Below are 19,108 nucleotides of genomic sequence, written 5' to 3' on the forward strand. Positions count from 1 at the left end.
GGGGTTGAACGATGCGCGAGTCGGTTCAAGCTGAGGTCATGATGAGCTTCCTCGTCTCCGAGGAGCTCTCTTTCCGTATCCCGGTGGAGCTCCGGTACGAAGTGTGCGATCCGTACGCGATCCGGATGACCTTCCATCTGCCCGGCGATGCCCCCGTCACCTGGGCTTTTGGCCGCGAGCTGCTGCTCGACGGTCTCAACAGCCCCAGTGGTGACGGCGATGTGCACATCGGGCCGACCGAGCCCGAAGGGCTGTCCGACGTCCACATCCGGCTCCAGGTGGGGGCTGACCGTGCGCTCTTCCGGGCCGGTACGGCACCACTCGTGGCGTTCCTCGACCGGACGGACAAGCTCGTACCGCTCGGGCAGGAGTGCACGCTGGGTGACTTCGAGGGCAATCTGGAAGAGGCGCTGGGGCGGATTCTGGCCGAAGAACAGAACGCCGGTTGACGAAGCCCGTGTCCCTGGCCTGCTTGGTGGTCGAACAGCACACCTGCCGAACGGGTGAATCGCTCTCCGTGACCGGGCACTCAGGACTTCGCCCGACGACGGCGACCCCTGCCGCTCCGTACGAAGGCCGGAGTTTCGGAATCCGGGGCGGGCCCGGTGCGGTCGGCGGAGACGACCAGTGCCGCGAGCGCCGTGGTCACCGGCACCGAGGCGACCAGTCCGATCGAGCCGATCAGAGTGCGCACGATCTCCTCCGCCACCAGTTCGCTGTTGGCCACCGTCCCCACGCTGCTCTGGGCGATCGAGAACAGCAGCAGCAAGGGAAGTGCGGCGCCCGCATAGGCGAGGACCAGGGTGTTGACCACCGAGGCGATGTGGTCGCGGCCGATCCTGATCCCTGCCCGGTAGAGCTTCTTCGCACTCATCGTCGGGTCCGCCTGGTGCAGTTCCCAGACCGCCGAGGTCTGGGTCACCGTCACATCGTCGAGCACTCCCAGGGAGCCGATGATGACGCCGGCCAGCAGCAGCCCGCTCATGTCGATGTGCGGATACAGACCGTGGATGAGGCCGGTGTTGTCGTCGGTGTTCCCGCTCAGACTCGCCCAGCCGATGAAGAGCGAGCCGAGCAGCCCGATCAGCAGCAGTGAGATCAGGGTGCCGATGACGGCCACCGAGGTGCGGGCCGTCAGCCCGTGGCAGATGTAGAGCGCGATCAGCATGATGGCGCTCGCTCCGACGACCGCCACGACCAGCGGGTTCGAGCCCTGCAGGATGGCCGGAAGGATGAACAGGGTCAGGACGGCGAAGGACAGGGCGAGCGCCACCAGGGCCATCACCCCGCGCATTCTGCCCACGGCCACCACCACCAGCGCGAAGACCCCGGCCAGCAGCATCAGCGGGAACTTCCGGTTCACGTCGGTCACGGAGTACTGGAGGTCACGGGGAGCGTCGGGCGCGTACGCGACGACCACCCCCTGCCCCTCCCGCAGTTGCCGGGGTGCGCCGGGCTGGACGACCTCGACGAACTTCCGGCCCTTGTCCCGACCGCTCGTGATCTCGACGGTCGCCTTCCCGCAGAGGTCGGCCGGGTCGCTCTCCTCGGTCTGCTCGCCGGTGGGCGGCGTGGTCCCGTCGCTGACGGGCAGCTGGGAGGCGTTCACGTCCTTGCAGTCGACCTTGTCGATGTTCACCACCTTTCCCTGCTGGGTCTGCCGGTCGAATCCGACACCGGTCCGCTCGTGCGCCGGCGCACCACCGGGCCAGAGGACCACGAGGCCGACGACGACCGCGGCCGCGAACGGGATCAGCACGGCGGCGATCACCTTGCGCAGGTGGCCGGAGACGGGTGCGGCGGGACCGTGGCTGTGGGAGTGCCCGTGCTGATGGCCCTGCGGTTCGGGGGCGTTATGGGGGGACGTCACCGGCCGATCATCGCAAGAAGAGAAGGGCCCTCTGTTCATCTCGCCGGCAAGGGCGCTAGCGTGGTGGCACCTTTGCACACGCGGGAGCTCGGAGCACCGGGCTGAGAGGGCGCTGATCTCCGTACGTCCGTACGGGACACGCTGCGCCGACCGCCGAACCTGTTACCGGGTAATGCCGGCGTAGGGAGTAGGTCTCATGACCACATCGGACACACGCATGCCTGCCTCGAACCAGAGCGACGAGGCCGGGAAGTCCATCGGCTGGCACAAGGGTTATGTCCAGGGCTCACGTCCGGACCTTCGGGTGCCGGTCCGCCAGGTGCACCTCACCAACGGCAACGACGTGACGCTGTACGACACGTCGGGGCCGTACACCGACCCCACCACCGAGACCGACGTCCGCCGCGGACTGGCACCTCTGCGGGAGAACTGGATCATCGCCCGCGGCGACACCGAGGAGTACACGGGACGTCCCGGACGCCCCGAGGACGACGGGCTCAAGCACACCTCACCGCGCGGTGGGCTGCGCAACCTGGACGCGGTCTTCCCCGGCCGCCCCCGCCAGCCGCGACGCAGCCGGGACGGCCGCCCCGTCACCCAGCTCGCGTACGCCCGCCGGGGCGAGGTCACGCCCGAGATGGAGTACGTGGCGATCCGGGAGAACGTCGATCCGGAGGTGGTGCGCGAGGAGATCGCCGCCGGCCGGGCCGTCCTTCCGGCGAACGTGAACCACCCGGAGATCGAGCCGATGATCATCGGCAAGCGGTTCCTGGTGAAGGTGAACGCCAACATCGGCAACTCCGCGGTCTCGTCCTCCATCGAGGAGGAGGTGGACAAGATGACCTGGGCGACCAAGTGGGGCGCCGACACCGTCATGGATCTGTCCACCGGCCGCAACATCCACACCACCCGTGAGTGGGTTCTTCGCAACTCCCCCGTGCCGATCGGCACCGTGCCGCTCTACCAGGCCCTGGAGAAGGTCGACGGCAGGGCCGAGGAGCTGACCTGGGAGGTCTACAAGGACACGGTCATCGAGCAGGCCGAGCAGGGCGTCGACTACATGACGGTGCACGCCGGCGTGCGCCTGCCGTACGTACCGCTCACGGCCCGTCGCAAGACCGGCATCGTCTCCCGGGGCGGCTCGATCATGGCGGCGTGGTGCCTCGCACACCACAAGGAGTCGTTCCTCTACGAGAACTTCGAGGAGCTCTGCGAGATCCTCGCCTCGTACGACGTGACGTACTCCCTGGGCGACGGGCTGCGGCCCGGGTCGATCGCGGACGCCAACGACGAGGCCCAGTTCGCGGAGCTGCGCACGCTCGGCGAACTGAACACGATCGCAAAGCGGTTCGGGGTCCAGACCATGATCGAGGGGCCGGGCCACGTCCCGATGCACAAGATCAAGGAGAACATCGACCTCCAGCAGGAGATCTGCGAGGAGGCGCCGTTCTACACGCTCGGCCCGCTGACGACCGATGTGGCGCCCGCGTACGACCACATCACCTCGGGCATCGGCGCCGCGATGATCGCCTGGTGGGGGACGGCGATGCTCTGCTACGTGACGCCCAAGGAGCACCTCGGCCTGCCCAACAGGGACGACGTGAAGACCGGGGTCATCACGTACAAGATCGCGGCCCATGCGGCGGACCTCGCCAAGGGACACCCGGGGGCGCAGGAATGGGACGACGCACTGTCGGACGCCCGGTTCGAGTTCCGCTGGGAGGACCAGTTCAATCTGGCGCTCGATCCGGACACGGCACGGGAGTTCCACGACGAGACGCTGCCCGCCGAACCGGCGAAGACGGCGCACTTCTGCTCGATGTGCGGACCGAAGTTCTGCTCGATGAAGATCTCCCAGAAGATCCGTGACGAGCACGGCGACGGGGCCACGGCCGTCCACACCGAGTTCGACGCGGAGGCGCTGGCCGGCATGGCGGTGAAGTCCGAGGAGTTCGCCGCCCGGGGCAACCGCGTGTACCTCCCGCTGACGGACTGACGCCCGGTTGAGCAGGCGCTGTTCCGGACTGGCCGACGGCCCGTCCGGAACAGCGCCCGAAAGCCTGGATCAAGGATCCGACGGCACGTCAAGATGTGTCCATGGCAAACGAATCGGTCACCCCGCGCACCATCGCCGACCGCCACCTCGATCAGGTGGCCGCACACGATCCGATGACCTCCGCATGGCTGGGCCTGAACCCGGGCGACGACCGGCAGCCGGACCTCTCCCCGGACGGATTCGAGGCCCACGCCGAGCTGGCCCGGCGCAGTCTCGCCGCGCTCGACGCCGCTCCTGTGCCCGGCGACCCCGCCGAGCAGGCGTGCGCCCGGCTGCTGCGGGAACGGCTGACCGCCGAACTCGCGATGCACGAAACCGGCGAGAACTACCGACAACTGCGCACGGTGGGCGCGCATGTCGAGCAGGTGCGGTCGATCTTCACCCTCATGCCCACGACCACCGACGAGGACTGGGCGGCGGTGGCCGGCCGGCTGCGCAACCTCCCCGGGGCACTGGACGGCTACCGGAGCACCCTCACCGAGGGCATATCCCGCGGCCTGCTCGCTGCTCCCCGGCAGGCCGCCGGGGTGATCGGCCAGCTCGCCGACTGGACCGGGGAGTCCGCCGGACAGGGCGCGGGCAGGGACGCGGGCTGGTTCGCCGGCTTCGTCGCGGACGGCACCGAGCGGATGCGTCCTGAGCTGGATGCCGCCGCCCTCCGGGCCACCCGCGCCGTCTCCGAGTTCCGTGAGTGGCTGCGCGACACCTACCTCCCCGCTGCGGCGGGCACTCCGGACGCGGTGGGCCGGGAGCGCTATCTGCGGGCCGCCCGGCACAACACCGGCGCCGAACTCGACCTGGACGAGGCCTACAACTGGGCCTGGGACGAGTTCCACCGGACGCTCGCCGAGATGCGCGTCGAAGCCGTGCGCATCCTGCCCGGCGCGGGCCTCCTCGAGACCATGCACCACCTGGAGGAGCACGGCCACGCGGTCAAGGGTGAGGAAGCCGCCCGCGACTGGTTGCAGCAGCTGATGGACGAGGCGATCAGCACGCTCGACGGCAGCCACTTCGACCTCTCCGGTCCGCTCCGCAAGGTCGAGTCCCGCATCGCGCCGGCCGGCAGCGCCTCCGGCCCCTACTACCAGGGCCCGAGCCTCGACTTCAGCCGCCCGGGACGTACCTTCCTGCCCGCTCTGGAGCAGGGCACCTACCCGACCTGGCAGCTCGTCAGCATCTGGTACCACGAGGGCGTACCCGGCCATCACCTCCAGTTCGCCCAGTGGGTCACGGTCGCCGACCGCCTCAGCCGCTACCAGGTCACCGAGGGCATGGTCAGCGCCAACATCGAAGGCTGGGCGCTGTATGCCGAGCGATTCATGGACGATCTGGGCTGCTTCTCCGAACCCGCGCGCCGGCTCGGCTTCCTGGACGGGCAGATGCTGCGCACCATCCGGGTGATCGTCGACATCGGCATGCACCTCGGGCTCGCCGTCCCCGCCGACTCGGGCTTCCACCCGGGCGAACGCTGGACGGGCGCCCTCGCAGCGGAGTTCATGGCCACCTACAACGGCAGCCCCGCTGCCCGCCGTGACGCGGAGATCGACCGCTACCTCGGCTGGCCCGGCCAGGCCATCGGCTACAAGCTCGGCGAACGCGCCTGGCTCCAGGGCCGCGCGGAGGCGAAGCGGCGCCATGGTGCGGCCTTCGACCTCAAGGCCTGGCACATGAAGGCACTGTCCCAGGGCTCGTTGGGGCTCGATGACCTGGTGGGCAGCCTGGCGGCGCTGTAGGTCCGGAAACGACCGGGGCCGACACCCCGGGGGCCGTCGTGGATCTTCCGGGAACCGGCCTCGGCGCGCGGATCGCCCGAGCGCGGACCGCCCGAGCACCGGCCCCGGTGCGCGGACCGCCCGAGCGACCCGGCCTCGGCACGTGGACCTCCCGAGCACGGACCTTCCGAGCACGAGCCCCGGTGCGCGGACCGCCCGAGCCACCGCCCCGGTCATTCCGGTTCGTGCTCGGGCCCGCCGAAGTCGGGGCTGGTGAAGTCCGGGCTCGTGAACGTCGGGCGGGGAGCGGCGGCCGGGCCGTCGTCCGGGCTGGTGAAGTCGGGCCTGCTGTAGCCGATCTTCGGGATGCGGTTGGGCGAGCGGTGCGGGATGCGCGCGGCCGGGGCGGCCCCGGGGTCGGCGAGGGCGTCCCGCAGGAACGGCAGGATGCCGCGCTCCAGCAGGGCGTGGCGCCAGGCCTCCCTGGCGCGGGCCACGTCCTCCGGGAACTCCTCGCCATGCTCCTCGGCATCCACCGATGTCGAGCCGTTGCGCAGAGCCGTGACCAGAAGGCCGACGGCGGCGACGAGGATGGCGGCCGCCATCGCCGCCGCGAAGAACCAGCCCGCGCCGACCATGGTGCGCGCGAACGACGGGGGCGGGTCGAGAGCCTTCAGGATGTAACCGATGAGCAGGAAGATCACCGCGGCGGTGCCTGCCAGCACCGGAGCCAGGACGGTGATGACGACTCCCACGCCGGCGCCCGACTGCCGGGCGCCGTGCGCGCCGGTGTCGGGTTCGCCGTCCTCGTCCGATCCGGCGGCCGCGGCGCGGATTTCCTCGCGGGCCTTCACGTAGTGCTCGTACTCGGTGGCCGCCGCGGCGGTGATCAGCGCGGTGGCGGCCATAGCCATGGTGCGTAGCTGCACCGGATTGAGCCGTTCGCCGACAGCGGCCAGATCCGGTCGTTCATGGGCGTGACGCAGTGCGTCGTCGAGGATCCGCTCGTACTCGGGCCGGTCCTCGGTCAGCAGGTGCGGAGCGCTGTTCATGTGCATCCCCCGATGCTCCGTAGGGCCTGTTTACCCGGTCGAACCGGGCAGTCGGGCGGAAACGGAGGAGAGCCTGCTACTGATACGCCGATGGTAGAGCGCCCACGGCACGGGGTGACAGGGGGTTTCCGGAAATAGGCCCAGTGGTCCGCGTGTTCAGGTCGGGGTGCGTCTTCCCCGAAGAACGTCAGTCATGCAGCGGGAGCTGAACGACCAGTAGCTTTCCGGCCATGGTCACTCCGCCGTCCATGGCGATCGCGAGCCCGTCCGCGTACACGTGCGGACCGTCCACCAGCGGTCCCGACCTGTCCTCGCCGTCCTCGGAGCCGACCTCGCCGAGAAGGTAGGGAATGGGGCTGTGACCATGGACGACGCGTCGGCCGCCGTAGGCCGCCATGAGCTCCTGCACGGCCTGCGGACCCGCTTCGTCGCGGAAGGCGAACCGCTTGGTCAGCTTGCGGAAGAGGTCCCAGCACTCGTCGGCGTCGTTCCGCGTGAGAATGGCGTGCACTGTGTCGTTGACGTCCTCGATGGTGGACCCGTAATCGAGGTACGCCGTCGTGTCCGAGTGCATCAGGAGGTGCTCGTCCTCCTCGACGACGGCGTCGAGCCGGGACATCCACTGGAGGTGGACGTCCTGGAGCCGCTCCATGTCCGTCTTCTGACCGCCGTTCAGCAGCCAGGCGGCCTGGAATGTGGCGGTGCCCGCGCCGGAGTTGACGGGGGTGTCGCCGAAGCGCTTGGCGCCGATGAGGAGCAGTTCGTGGTTGCCCATCAGGGCCTTGCAGTAGCCGCCCGCGGCCGCGGCCTCGGCGGAGAGCCGCATCACGAGGTCGATGACGCCGATTCCGTCGGGTCCCCGGTCGGTGAAGTCGCCCAGGAACCAGAGCCGCGCGTTGCCCGCGGACCAGTTGCCCTCGGAGTCGATGAGGCCCTGCTCGGTGAGGGCGGCGAGGAGTTCGTCGAGATAGCCGTGGACGTCACCGACGACGTACAGCGGGCCGAGCCCCGACTCCTGTGCGGGACGCGGCTCGGGCACGGCCCGTACCTGGACGGTGTCCTCGCGCCTGATCACGGGGAGGTCGCGCGCGGTCGGGGTGTACCCCTCCGGCGGCTCGCCCCCCGGGAATCCGCTGCCCGGGTGCGGTGAGGCGGGCGGCGCAGGGGACTGCGCATAGGGCGGTACGCGGAAGTCGCGCAACGTCGCCGTCCGCACCACGGGTTCCTGACCGGCCCCCTGTGTCATCGACCCCTCCACCACCGTCGTGCCGCCGTACACCTGACGGGCCCTGCTGGTCGGGGCGGTCCGCGGTGTCGTGCGCCCATCATAGGAATGAGGATCGTGCTCTGTGACGCACCAGGGGTGGTGAATCCGTGCGCACGCCAGGTTCGTCGGTCGATTGGTCCCAATTCGCCTGATCAATCCCCTGCCGGGGAGCGCGGCGCACTGACCGTGGTGCGTGGTGGACGGCGTTGCGAGGAGGTCCGGACGATGAGTTCCGTAGGTATGACCTGTTCCACCGGTCCGTCCTGGTCGACGCCTTCGATGGCGTCGATGAGCAGCTGGACGACCGCGGTGCCGATGCGCCGGGGCTTGAGCGAGAGCGTCGTGATGGGCGGCTCGGTCGTCGCGTACACCGTGGACTCGCTGCAGCAGACCAGCAGCAGGTCCTCCGGGACGCGCAGGCCGTACCGGCGGGCGGCCGCCAGCAGATCGGTGCCGTTGGGGTCGAAGAGGCCGTACACGGCGTCAGGGCGGTCCGGGCGGGCCAGCAGGCGGTCGGCCGCCACAGCGCCCGCACACGGGTCGTGGGCGGGGTACGACTCGTACACCGGGTCCTGGCCGACGCGCTCGCACCAGTGGAGGTACGCGGTGGTCGAGAGCCGCGTGTACGTGTCGGTGGTGGTGCCGGTGAGCAGCCCGATACGGCGCGCCCCGGCGGCGGCGAGGTGGTCGAGGAGGTCGAGCACGGCGGCCCGGTGGTCGTTGTCCACCCAGGCGGTGACCGGAAGGGTCCCGGCCGGCCGGCCGTCGGACACGACGGGCAGCCCTTGGCGTACGAGTTCGGTGACGACCGGGTCCTGGTCGGAGGGGTCGATCACGACGGTGCCGTCGAGCGCGACGTTCGACCAGACGTCGTGGCGTGAGGTGGCGGGGAGGATGACGAGGGCGTAGCCGCGGGCGAGTGCGGCGGAGGTGGCGGCTCGGGCCATCTCGGCGAAGTACGCGAATTCGGTGAAGGTGAAAGGTTCATCCCCGTAGGTCGTCACGGTCAGGCCGATGAGGCCGGACTTTCCGGTACGGAGGGTTCGGGCCGCGGCGGACGGGCGGTAGCCCAGACGCTCGGCGACCTCGCGGACATGGCGGCGGGTGGCGTCCGGGAGCCTGCCCTTGCCGTTGAGCGCGTCGGAGACGGTCGTGATGGAGACCCCGGCGGCGGCGGCCACGTCCCGGATTCCTGCTCGTCCCTGCCGGCCGCCGCGCCGGGGGGTCTCCGTCCGGCTCACCTGGTGCTTCCCTGCTGCTGTCATGGCGAGCCGATAGTAGGGCTCGGGCGGGCACTTGGCCCGGTCGCATATTCACTCGTTGACAGGCACGTTTCTGCATGGTCATCAACGATCAATCACCTTGCTAATCAAGGGCGTTACGGGGTCGGGCCATCATGTGTCACGCGTCGGGCCGGATGGGCCTGGCGATAGGTGGATGTCTCGAAGAGGTCTCAACTCACCTCTTCGAGGGACGCGCGCCACGGCGTGAGCCACCGGCGCGCGCCAGGGTACGGAGCGCTCCCCCTCATTCCGGGGCTCATCCGGCGAATCAACGGCCTGCCATTCGCAGCGGCGCCCAATCCTCATAAGGTGAGCAGTATTGATGTGTACGGACGGTCGAGGAGGACCTGCGGTGAGCGAGACGAGCCCCAAGCTGCGTGCCGAACTGGATGGCGTTCCCGCATATGTGCCGGGCAAGCCGGCCGCGGCGGGCGGACCGGTCGCGTTCAAGTTGTCCTCCAACGAGAACCCGTATCCGCCGCTGCCCGGCGTGATGGAGTCCGCGCTGGCCGCGGCCGCCCACTTCAACCGGTACCCGGACATGGCCTGCACCGCGCTGATGAACGAGTTGTCCGACCGATTCGGTGTGCCGCTCTCGCACCTGGCCACCGGCACCGGCTCGGTCGGCGTGGCCCAGCAGCTGCTGCAGGCCACCTCGGGCCCGGGCGACGAGGTCATCTACGCCTGGCGTTCCTTCGAGGCGTACCCGATCATCACCCAGGTCAGCGGTGCCACGTCGGTGAAGGTGCCGCTGACCGACGGTGAGGTGCACGATCTGGACGCGATGGCGGACGCGATCACCGACCGGACCCGGATGATCTTCGTCTGCAACCCGAACAACCCGACCGGCACCGTGGTGCGCCGGGCTGAGCTGGAGCGGTTCCTGGACCGGGTGCCGGGCGATGTGCTCGTGGTGCTCGACGAGGCGTACAAGGAGTTCATCCGCGACCCCGAGGTTCCCGACGGCATCGAGATCTACCGCGACCGGCCCAATGTGGCGGTGCTGCGGACGTTCTCCAAGGCCTACGGCCTGGCGGGGCTGCGGGTCGGCTTCGCCGTGGCCCATGAGCCGGTGGCGGCCGCGCTGCGCAAGACGGCGGTGCCCTTCGGCGTCAGCCAGCTCGCCCAGGACGCGGCGGTGGCCTCGCTCCGGGCCGAGGACGAACTCCTGGGCCGGGTGGGCTCCTTGGTGTGCGAGCGGCAGCGGGTGTACGAGACGCTGGTGCGACAGGGGTGGACGGTGCCCGAGTCCCAGGCGAACTTCGTCTGGCTGCGCCTGGGGGACCGTACCGCCGACTTCGCCGCGGTCTGCGAGAAGGCCGGTGTGGTGGTCAGGCCGTTCGCGGGCGAGGGCGTGCGGGTCTCCATCGGCGAGAACGAGGCGAACGACCTGTTCCTGAAGGTCACGGAGTCGTACCGCAAGGAGCTGTAGCTCCGGCGCGCTCGGTCCGGCGGCCCCGTATCTCGTTCGCGAGGTGCGGGGCCGTTCGCGTGGGCGGACGTGGGGCCGGGGGTGTCTGCTTCGGGAGGAATGATCGCTACGTCCCGGAGGGGGTACCCCGGTCACCTCTCCCGAATGCCTGTGCGCCATAATTTGCTTGTGAATGTGAACGCGTTCACAAGCGTGTCCTGCTTCCTCCCTTGATCGGTTGGATTTAAAGGACAAACTGCCGGTGTATCGGCGGCGACGTAAGGAGAAGACGACGTGGAGCTGGCTCTGGCGCCGGAGACCCTGGCGCGATGGCAGTTCGGAACGACGACCGTCTACCACTTCCTGTTCGTTCCCCTGACGATCTCTCTCGCCGCGCTCACCGCGGGCCTGCAGACCGCCTGGGTGCGGACCAACAAGGAGAAGTACCTCAGGGCCACCAAGTTCTGGGGCAAGCTCTTCCTGATCAATATCGCGATGGGTGTCGTCACGGGCATCGTCCAGGAGTTCCAGTTCGGAATGAACTGGTCCGACTACTCACGGTTCGTCGGCGACATCTTCGGTGCCCCGCTCGCGTTCGAAGCGCTGATCGCGTTCTTCTTCGAGTCCACGTTCATCGGTCTGTGGATCTTCGGCTGGGACAAGCTGCCCAAGAAGATCCATCTCGCCTGCATCTGGATGGTCTCGATCGGCACCATCCTCTCCGCGTACTTCATCCTGGCGGCCAACTCCTGGATGCAGCACCCGGTCGGCTACCGCATCAACAAGGAACGCGGACGCGCCGAGCTCACCGACTTCTGGCACGTGCTCACGCAGAACACCGCGCTCACCCAGTTCTTCCACACCATCACGGCGGCCTTCCTGGTCGGCGGCGCGTTCATGGTCGGCATCGCCGCCTTCCACCTCGCGCGCAAGAAGCACATCCCGGTGATGCGGACCTCGCTGCGGCTGGGGCTGATCACCATCGTGATCTCGGGGCTGCTCACCGCCGTCAGCGGAGACCAGCTCGGCAAGGTGATGTTCAAGCAGCAGCCGATGAAGATGGCGGCGGCCGAGGCGCTGTGGGACGGGCAGAACTCCGCGCCCTTCTCGATCTTCGCGTACGGAGACGTCAGCAAGGGCCACAACTCGGTCGAGATCTCGATTCCCGGGATACTGTCCTTCCTCGCCGACGACGACTTCAACTCGTACGTCCCCGGCATCAACGACATCAACAAGGCCGAGCAGGAGCGGTTCGGGCCCGGCGACTACCGGCCCAACATTCCCGTCGCCTTCTGGAGCTTCCGGTGGATGATCGGCTTCGGCATGGCGTCCTTCGGTCTCGGGATCCTCGGCCTGTGGCTGACCCGGAAGAAGTTCATGCTGCCTCCGGGGATGCGCACCGGTGAGGACGAGGTGCCGCATCTGGTCCTGTTCAAGAACAAGGCGCTCAGCCCGAAGCTCGCCAAGTGCTACTGGATCGTCGCGCTCTGGACCCTTCTCTTCCCGCTGATCGCCAACTCCTGGGGCTGGATCTTCACCGAGATGGGGCGTCAGCCCTGGGTCGTCTACGGCGTCCTGCAGACCCGTGACGCGGTCTCCCCCGGCGTCTCGCAGGGCGAGGTGCTCACCTCGATGATCCTGTTCACGTTGCTGTACGCCGTGCTCGCGGTGATCGAGGTCAAGCTGCTCGTGAAGTACATCAAGGCCGGACCGCCGGAGCTGACCGACGCCGACCTCAACCCGCCCACCAGGATCGGCGGCGACCACGACGACGCCGACCGGCCCATGGCCTTCTCCTACTGAGAGCACAGGGAGCCGAGAGATGGAACTCCACGACGTCTGGTTCGTGCTCATCGCCGTTCTCTGGACCGGCTACTTCTTCCTGGAGGGATTCGACTTCGGGATCGGTGTCCTGACCAAGCTGCTGGCGCGGGACCGTAAGGAACGGCGGGTCCTGATCAATACGATCGGGCCCGTCTGGGACGGCAACGAGGTCTGGCTGCTCAGCGCCGGCGGAGCGACCTTCGCCGCGTTTCCCGAGTGGTACGCCACGCTGTTCTCCGGCTTCTACCTGCCGCTGCTGATCATCCTGCTCTGCCTGATCGTGCGGGGAGTCGCCTTCGAATACCGGGCGAAGCGGCCCGAGGCGAAGTGGCAGACCAACTGGGAACACGCGATCTTCTGGACCTCGCTGATTCCGGCCCTGCTCTGGGGCGTCGCCTTCGGCAACATCGTCCGCGGCGTGAAGATCGACGCGGACATGGAGTACGTGGGCAACTTCTGGGATCTGCTCAACCCGTACGCGATCCTCGGCGGACTGGTCACCCTCTTCCTCTTCACCTTCCACGGAGCGGTGTTCGCCGGACTCAAGACGGTCGGGGACATCCGGGCCCGGGCGCGCAGGCTGGCGCTGAAGCTGGGGGCGGCCGCGGCCGTTCTCGCTCTCGGGTTCTTGATCTGGGCCCAGGTCGACAACGGTGACGGCTGGAGCCTGATCGCGATGCTCGTCGCCGTGGTGGCCCTGGTCGCGGCGATCGGAGCCATCGCGGCCGGGCGCGAGGGCTGGTCCTTCGCCTTCTCCGGGGTGACCATCGCGGCCGCGGTCACCATGCTGTTCCTGACGCTCTTCCCGAACGTCATGCCGTCCTCGCTGAACGACGCCTGGAGCCTCACGGTCACCAACGCCTCGTCCAGTCCGTACACGCTGAAGATCATGACCTGGTGTGCGGGGATCGCCACCCCTGTCGTTCTGCTCTACCAGGGCTGGACGTACTGGGTGTTCCGCAAGCGGATCGGTACGCAGCACATCGCCGACGCGCACTGAACGCAGTGAGTGCCTTGACCGAGCCGAGCCCCGTGGGGTGTTTCACGTGAAACCGATCGATCCGCGTCTGCTCCACCACGCCCGTGCCACCCGCCTGTTCCTGGCCGCGGTGGTGGTACTCGGAGTGGCCGGAGCGGCGCTGGTCATCGCCCAGGCCATGCTCGTCGCCGAAGTGGTGGTGGGCGGCTTCGAGGACGGGCTCACGGGCGGGGACCTGCGCACTCCGCTCCTGCTGCTCGCGGCGGTCGCACTCGGACGGGGCCTGGTCGCGTGGCTCACCGAACTGGCTGCCTACCGGGCCGGTGCGGCCGTCAAGTCCGAGCTGCGCGGGCGCCTTCTCGCCCGGGCGGCAGAGCTGGGTCCGGACTGGCTGAGCGGGCAGCGCACCGGCTCACTGGTGGCTCTCGCCACGCGGGGAATCGACGCGCTCGACGACTACTTCGCGCGCTACCTTCCGCAGCTCGGACTCGCGGTCGTGGTTCCGGTGGCCGTGCTGGCCAGAGTCGTCACCGAGGACTGGGTGTCGGCCGCGATCATCGTCGTCACGCTGCCGCTCATCCCGCTGTTCATGATTCTGATCGGCTGGGCCACCCAGTCGCGGATGGACCGGCAGTGGCGTCTGCTCTCCCGGCTCTCGGGACACTTCCTCGACGTGGTCGCGGGACTGCCGACGCTGAAGGTCTTCGGCCGGGCCAAGGCCCAGGCCGAGTCCATCCGCACCATCACCTCGCAGTACCGGCAGGCCACGCTGAAGACCCTGCGGATCGCGTTCCTGTCGTCCTTCGCCCTGGAACTGCTGGCGACGCTGTCGGTGGCGCTCGTCGCGGTCACCATCGGCATGCGGCTCGTGCACGGGGAGCTCGATCTCTACACCGGTCTGGTCGTGCTGATCCTCGCTCCCGAGGCCTACCTGCCCATCCGGCAGGTGGGCGCGCAGTACCACGCGGCGGCCGAGGGGCTCTCGGCCGCGGAGGAGATCTTCGCGGTCCTGGAGAGCGAGCCGCGCACGAGCGGCACGCAGGACGTCCCCGGCTCGCTGCGGCTGGAAGTGGAAGGAGTGACCGTCCGGCACACCGGGCGCACCGAACCCTCGCTCGCCGCGGCCTCACTGGTGGTGGACGAGGGGGAGACCGTCGCGCTGGTCGGTCCGAGCGGCGTCGGCAAGTCCACCCTCCTGAACGTGGTGCTGGGGTTCGTGGCACCCGACGAGGGCCGGGTGCGGGTCGGTGGGACCGATCTGGCGACCCTCTCCCCCGAGCGCTGGCGAGAGCGGATCGCCTGGGTGCCGCAGCGCCCGCACCTCTTCGCGGGCAGCATCGCGGAGAACGTCCGGCTGGCCAGGCCGGGGGCGGACGACAGCGCGGTGACGGCCGCGCTGCGCGAGGCCGGGGCGTACGACTTCGTGGCCGCGCTGCCGGACGGTGCCGGCACGCTCCTCGGCGAGGACGGCGCGGGACTCTCCGCCGGACAGCGCCAGCGGCTGGCACTCGCCCGTGCGTTCCTCGCCGGCCGGCCGGTCCTGCTGCTCGACGAACCGACCGCGAGCCTGGACGGCGAGACGGAGGCGGGCATCGTCGAGGCGGTACGACGGCTGGCGGTGGGCCGGACCGTGCTGCTGGTCGTCCACCGGCCGGCGCTTCTGTCCGTGGCGGACCGGGTGGTGACGCTGTCACCTGCCGGAGTGGCCTCGCCGGCGGCGGGTGAGCGGACAGCCGCTGTGAGGCCGGAGCCGGTGGAGGCCCGGGCAGCGGTCGTCGCGACCGATACGCCGAAGGAATCCAGCACGCTGCGGGACACGACGGCGTGGACCGGGCATGTGCTCGCCCGGGTGAGGGAGGCCGCCGGCGCACAGCGCGGCCGGCTGCTGCTGGCCCTGCTGCTGGGAAGCCTCGCACTGGGCTCCGCCGTCGGCCTCATGGCGGTTTCCGGCTGGCTGATCTCCCGTGCCTCCGAACAGCCCCCGGTTCTCTATCTCATGGTGGCGGTGACGGCGACCCGCGCGTTCGGGATCGGTCGGGCGGTCTTCCGCTACGCCGAGCGCCTCGTCTCGCACGACGCTGTGCTCCGGATGCTCGCGGAGCTTCGCGTGGGCGTCTACCGGAGCCTGGAGCGCATCGCGCCCGCGGGCCTGCGCCGGACCCGGCGGGGGGACCTGCTCTCGCGGCTCGTCGCCGATGTGGACGCCCTCCAGGATTACTGGCTGCGATGGCTGCTGCCCGCCTGCACCGCGGTCGTCGTGGGCGCGGGTGCCGCCGGTTTCACCGCGTGGCTGCTGCCCGGGGCAGGCGTCGTGCTGGCTGCCGGACTGCTGCTGGCCGGGGTCGGGGTTCCGCTCGTCAGCGGAGCCTGTGCCCGGCACGTGGAGCGCCGCCTGGCGCCCGCGCGGGCGGATCTGGCCACCGGGATCACCGATCTGCTCGGCGGGACCGCCGAACTGACCGTCGCCGGTGCGCTTCCGGCCCGCCTGGCCAGGACCCGGGAGTCCGACGGGGTGCTGACCCGGATCGCCGCCCGGGCGGCTACGGCCACCGCGCTCGGCGGCGGTCTCGGCGCCCTGATCGCCGGACTCACCGTGGTCGCCGCCGCCCTCGTCGCCCTTCCCGCGGTGGCCGACGGCCGGCTGGCCGGGGTGGAGCTCGCCGTGGTCGTCCTCACCCCGCTGGCCGCCTTCGAAGCCGTGACCGGTCTGCCGCTCGCCGTGCAGTACAGGCAGCGGGTCAAGCGGAGTGCGGAGCGGGTGTTCGAGGTGCTGGACGCCCCGGTGCCGGTACGGGAACCCGCCGTCCCGGCCGAGGCTCCCGCGTCGCCGTTCCCGCTGGAGGTACGGGGCCTGTCAGCCCGGTACGCGGGAGCCGGGCACGATGCGCTGGACTCCTTCGACCTCACGCTGGAGGCGGGCCGGCGCATCGCGATCGTGGGCCGGTCCGGTTCCGGGAAGACCACGCTGGCCCAGGTCCTGCTCCGCTTCCTGGACGCGCGGACGGGCACGTACCGGATCGGCGGGGTGGACGCCTCCGCGCTGGACGGGGACACGGTCCGGCGGTTCGTCGGCCTCTGCGCGCAGGACGCCCACGTCTTCGACAGTTCCATCCGGGAGAACCTGCGGCTTGCCCGCACCGGCGCGACGGACGCGGAACTGCGCGACGCTCTCGGCCGGGCCCGGCTGCTCGACTGGGCGCTGGCGCTGCCGGACGGGCTGGACACGCTCGTCGGTGAGCACGGAGCCCGCCTCTCCGGCGGTCAGCGCCAGCGGCTCGCCCTGGCCCGGGCGCTGCTCGCGGACTTCCCCGTGCTGGTTCTGGACGAGCCGGCCGAGCACCTCGACCTGCCGACGGCCGATGCGCTGACCGCGGACCTGCTGGCGGCGACTCAGGGGCGTACGACCGTGCTGATCACGCACCGGCTCGAAGGGCTGGAGGCCGTGGACGAGGTGGTGGTCCTGGAGGAGGGCGCCGTCGTACAGCGTGGCCCGTACAGCACCCTCGCAGCGGTGGACGGGCCGCTGAGCCGGATGCTGAAGCGCGAGCAGGAGACCACGGCCGGTTCCGGCGAGCCGGTGGGCGCGCGTGTCTGAGAGAGGCGTGGATCGCCTCCAGCTCTCGACTTTCCACCTCAAAAAGGACTAACTACGCTCTGGGTATGTCAGAGCAGGACCCGAACCACCCGGAGCATGCGCATCGTCCGGATCAACCACCGAAGCCGCCGAAGCCGCCGAAGGCACCGGAGCCTCTGGAACCGCAGGATTCACTGGACTCGCTCGACGCCGCGACGGAGGCGACCCGCAGCCTGCAGGGTCTGTCGACCGAACTCACCGCCCGCGTTCCACGGCTGCTGGAAGCCATGAGGTCGGTGGGCACGGGCCTGGAACTCCACTCCACGCTCGACCGGATCTGCGAGACCGCTGCCGAGCTGGCGCACGCCCACTATGCAGCCATCGGTGTCGTGGACGAGGAGGGCAAGGGGCTGTCCGACTTCGTCACGTACGGAGTCCCCGAGACCGTGGCGCGCGGCATCGGGCGCCGGCCGGACGGGCAGCGGGGACTGCTCGGCGCCCTCATCCAGGAACCGCACCCCCTGCGGATGGCCGACCTGACGTCCGACCCGAGGTTCGCCGGTTTCCCGCCGGGCCACCCCCTGATGCGCACGTTCCTCGGCGTTCCGATCCGGGTCCAGGGTGAGATCTTCGGCAACCTGTACCTGGCGGAGAAGGCCGATGGCGGCGAGTTCAATGACTACGACCTGCACATGGTCCGTGTGCTGGCCACCGAGGCAGGCATCGCCATCGGTAACGCACGGCTGTACGAGGCGGCCAGGCAGCGCGAGCGCTGGATCGACGGATCGGTTGCCGTGACCACCGCTCTGCTGTCCGGCGGAGACGCCGACGACGCGCTCTCCGTCGTCGCCGAACAGGCCCGCCATCTCGCCGGATCCGCGGCAGGCATCGTGCTGCTGCCGGCCGAGGACGGGGGACTGGAGATCGTCGCCGTCTCCGCGGACGACCCGTCCGCCTCGCTCGGGGTGATCATTCCGGCGCACAGCCCTGTGGTGGCGAGGCTGTTGAACGGAGAGGCGGTCTTCGTCGCCGACTCGGCCACCGACTCCCGCATGATCACCAGGCTGGCGGACCGCTTCGGCCCGAGCATGATGCTCCCGCTGCACAGCGGAGGCAGGGTGCTCGGCGCGCTCGCCACGCCGCGTGCCAGGGGCGGGCGGCCGTTCACGGAGACGGAGCGGACCCTCGCCACCCAGTTCGCCTCGCAGGCAGCCCTGGCGCTCATGATGGCCGAGGCACAGCGGGACCGGGAGCGGCTCGCGGTCTACGAGGACCGCGATCGCATCGCCCGCGACCTGCACGACCTGGTTATCCAGCGGCTGTTCGCCACCGGGATGATGCTGGAGAGCGCGCAGCGCCGGTCGGACGTGCCGGAGGTGCAGACCGGGGTCGGCAGGGCGGTCGACGAACTCGACGTGACCATTCAGGAGATCCGTACCGCGATCTTCGCGCTGCAGCAGGAGCCGGCCGAGGCGCCCTCCGGGCTGCGTACCCGTGTGCTGCGCGAGATCAACATGGCCGCGGTCCCGCTGGGCTTCAAACCGTCCCACCGCTTCCTCGGCCCGGTCGACTCCCTGGTCGGTGAGCTGACCGGGAAGAACCTGATCGCCGCGCTCCGGGAGGCGCTGTCCAACGCCTTCCGGCACGCGGATGCCGCGCGGATCGATGTGGTCGTCGACGCGACCGTGACGCTGCCCGACGGACGGGACGCGGTCCGGCTCTCGGTCGCCGACGACGGGGTGGGCATCCCCGCGGGCGGTCGGCGCAGCGGGCTGCGGAACCTGGCCCGCCGGGCGGAATCACTCGGCGGGGCCAGTTGGTTCGGACCCGGGATCGGGGAGGAGGGCGCGGGTACGACGGTGGTGTGGCAGGCGCCTCTTTGACGGGCAGGCGCTTCTCTGACGGGCAGGCGCCTCACTGATCCCTCGGCGGGCCGCGCGAGGGTGGACCTCGCCTGTGTCAGCGCTCCACGCGGGGGTGGACCTTGCCTGTGTCAGCGCTCCACGCGGAGGTGGACCTTGCCTGTGTCAGCGCTCCACGCGGAGACGGGCGGGATCCGCTCCTCAGCGCTCCACGCGGA

General features: G+C 69.8%; 12 protein-coding genes. 8 read left to right on the forward strand and 4 right to left on the reverse strand.

From position 1 onward, the window contains the following. Window positions 1–11 precede the first annotated feature (11 nt). The gene (locus JGS39_RS02670; protein WP_114245561.1) at window positions 12–449 is read left to right on the forward strand and encodes an SsgA family sporulation/cell division regulator; all 438 of its coding nucleotides are present in this window, start codon (window positions 12–14) and stop codon (window positions 447–449) included. Between the two features lie 80 nt (window positions 450–529). Here the strand turns inward: JGS39_RS02670 and JGS39_RS02675 are convergent, their stop codons facing one another. Beyond that, window positions 530–1,870, reverse strand: a complete 1,341-nt coding sequence (locus tag JGS39_RS02675; RefSeq protein WP_308120136.1) for a YibE/F family protein — start codon at window positions 1,868–1,870, stop codon at window positions 530–532. 196 nt (window positions 1,871–2,066) lie between these two features. On the opposite strand from JGS39_RS02675, the gene thiC reads away from it, so the two are divergent. Then, entirely contained in the window at window positions 2,067–3,866 is a 1,800-nt protein-coding gene (thiC, locus tag JGS39_RS02680) for a phosphomethylpyrimidine synthase ThiC (protein ID WP_219567038.1), read from the forward strand. A gap of 101 nt (window positions 3,867–3,967) precedes the next feature. Further along, window positions 3,968–5,659 carry a DUF885 domain-containing protein gene (locus tag JGS39_RS02685; RefSeq protein ID WP_219567039.1) on the forward strand — a complete coding sequence of 564 codons (1,692 nt, stop codon included), beginning with the start codon at window positions 3,968–3,970 and terminating at the stop codon, window positions 5,657–5,659. Between the two features lie 212 nt (window positions 5,660–5,871). Here the strand turns inward: JGS39_RS02685 and JGS39_RS02690 are convergent, their stop codons facing one another. The 3 genes from JGS39_RS02690 to JGS39_RS02700 all read right to left on the reverse strand — a co-directional run bounded on the left by JGS39_RS02690 (window position 5,872) and on the right by JGS39_RS02700 (window position 9,222). Beyond that, window positions 5,872–6,696, reverse strand: coding sequence for a hypothetical protein (locus JGS39_RS02690; protein ID WP_219567040.1), 825 nt, complete (start codon window positions 6,694–6,696; stop codon window positions 5,872–5,874). 181 nt (window positions 6,697–6,877) lie between these two features. Beyond that, a complete protein-coding gene (locus JGS39_RS02695; RefSeq protein WP_219567041.1) occupies window positions 6,878–7,936 on the reverse strand; it encodes a metallophosphoesterase in 1,059 nt (352 codons plus the stop codon). Window positions 7,937–8,109: 173 nt separating this feature from the next. Then, window positions 8,110–9,222, reverse strand: coding sequence for a LacI family DNA-binding transcriptional regulator (locus JGS39_RS02700; protein ID WP_219567042.1), 1,113 nt, complete (start codon window positions 9,220–9,222; stop codon window positions 8,110–8,112). 370 nt (window positions 9,223–9,592) lie between these two features. Here JGS39_RS02700 and hisC point away from each other — a divergent pair, with 370 nt between their 5' ends. The 5 genes from hisC (at window position 9,593) to JGS39_RS02725 (ending at window position 18,911) form a co-directional block, all read left to right on the forward strand. Continuing rightward, entirely contained in the window at window positions 9,593–10,672 is a 1,080-nt protein-coding gene (gene hisC / locus JGS39_RS02705; protein WP_219567043.1) for a histidinol-phosphate transaminase, read from the forward strand. Window positions 10,673–10,945: 273 nt separating this feature from the next. After that, the gene (locus JGS39_RS02710; protein ID WP_219567044.1) at window positions 10,946–12,454 is read left to right on the forward strand and encodes a cytochrome ubiquinol oxidase subunit I; all 1,509 of its coding nucleotides are present in this window, start codon (window positions 10,946–10,948) and stop codon (window positions 12,452–12,454) included. 19 nt (window positions 12,455–12,473) lie between these two features. Continuing rightward, window positions 12,474–13,475, forward strand: a complete 1,002-nt coding sequence (cydB, locus tag JGS39_RS02715; protein WP_219567045.1) for a cytochrome d ubiquinol oxidase subunit II — start codon at window positions 12,474–12,476, stop codon at window positions 13,473–13,475. Between the two features lie 46 nt (window positions 13,476–13,521). After that, window positions 13,522–17,049, forward strand: coding sequence for a thiol reductant ABC exporter subunit CydD (cydD, locus tag JGS39_RS02720; protein WP_219567046.1), 3,528 nt, complete (start codon window positions 13,522–13,524; stop codon window positions 17,047–17,049). Window positions 17,050–17,114: 65 nt separating this feature from the next. Continuing rightward, on the forward strand, window positions 17,115–18,911 hold the full coding sequence (locus JGS39_RS02725; protein WP_236063160.1) for a sensor histidine kinase: 1,797 nt from the start codon (window positions 17,115–17,117) through the stop codon (window positions 18,909–18,911). Window positions 18,912–19,108: the final 197 nt, after the last annotated feature.

The organism is Streptomyces poriferorum (genome assembly GCF_019399235.1).
Lineage (GTDB): Bacteria > Actinomycetota > Actinomycetes > Streptomycetales > Streptomycetaceae > Streptomyces > Streptomyces poriferorum.

Excerpts from the sequence above, each read along its gene's own strand:
- JGS39_RS02670 (WP_114245561.1), top strand. The coding sequence starts at position 12 with ATGCGCGAGTCGGTTCAAGCTGAGGTCATGATGAGCTTCCTCGTCTCC.
- thiC (WP_219567038.1), top strand. The coding sequence starts at position 2,067 with ATGACCACATCGGACACACGCATGCCTGCCTCGAACCAGAGCGACGAG.
- JGS39_RS02685 (WP_219567039.1), top strand. The coding sequence starts at position 3,968 with ATGGCAAACGAATCGGTCACCCCGCGCACCATCGCCGACCGCCACCTC.
- JGS39_RS02690 (WP_219567040.1), bottom strand. The coding sequence starts at position 6,696 with ATGCACATGAACAGCGCTCCGCACCTGCTGACCGAGGACCGGCCCGAG.
- JGS39_RS02695 (WP_219567041.1), bottom strand. The coding sequence starts at position 7,936 with ATGACACAGGGGGCCGGTCAGGAACCCGTGGTGCGGACGGCGACGTTG.
- JGS39_RS02700 (WP_219567042.1), bottom strand. The coding sequence starts at position 9,222 with ATGACAGCAGCAGGGAAGCACCAGGTGAGCCGGACGGAGACCCCCCGG.
- cydB (WP_219567045.1), top strand. The coding sequence starts at position 12,474 with ATGGAACTCCACGACGTCTGGTTCGTGCTCATCGCCGTTCTCTGGACC.
- JGS39_RS02725 (WP_236063160.1), top strand. The coding sequence starts at position 17,115 with ATGTCAGAGCAGGACCCGAACCACCCGGAGCATGCGCATCGTCCGGAT.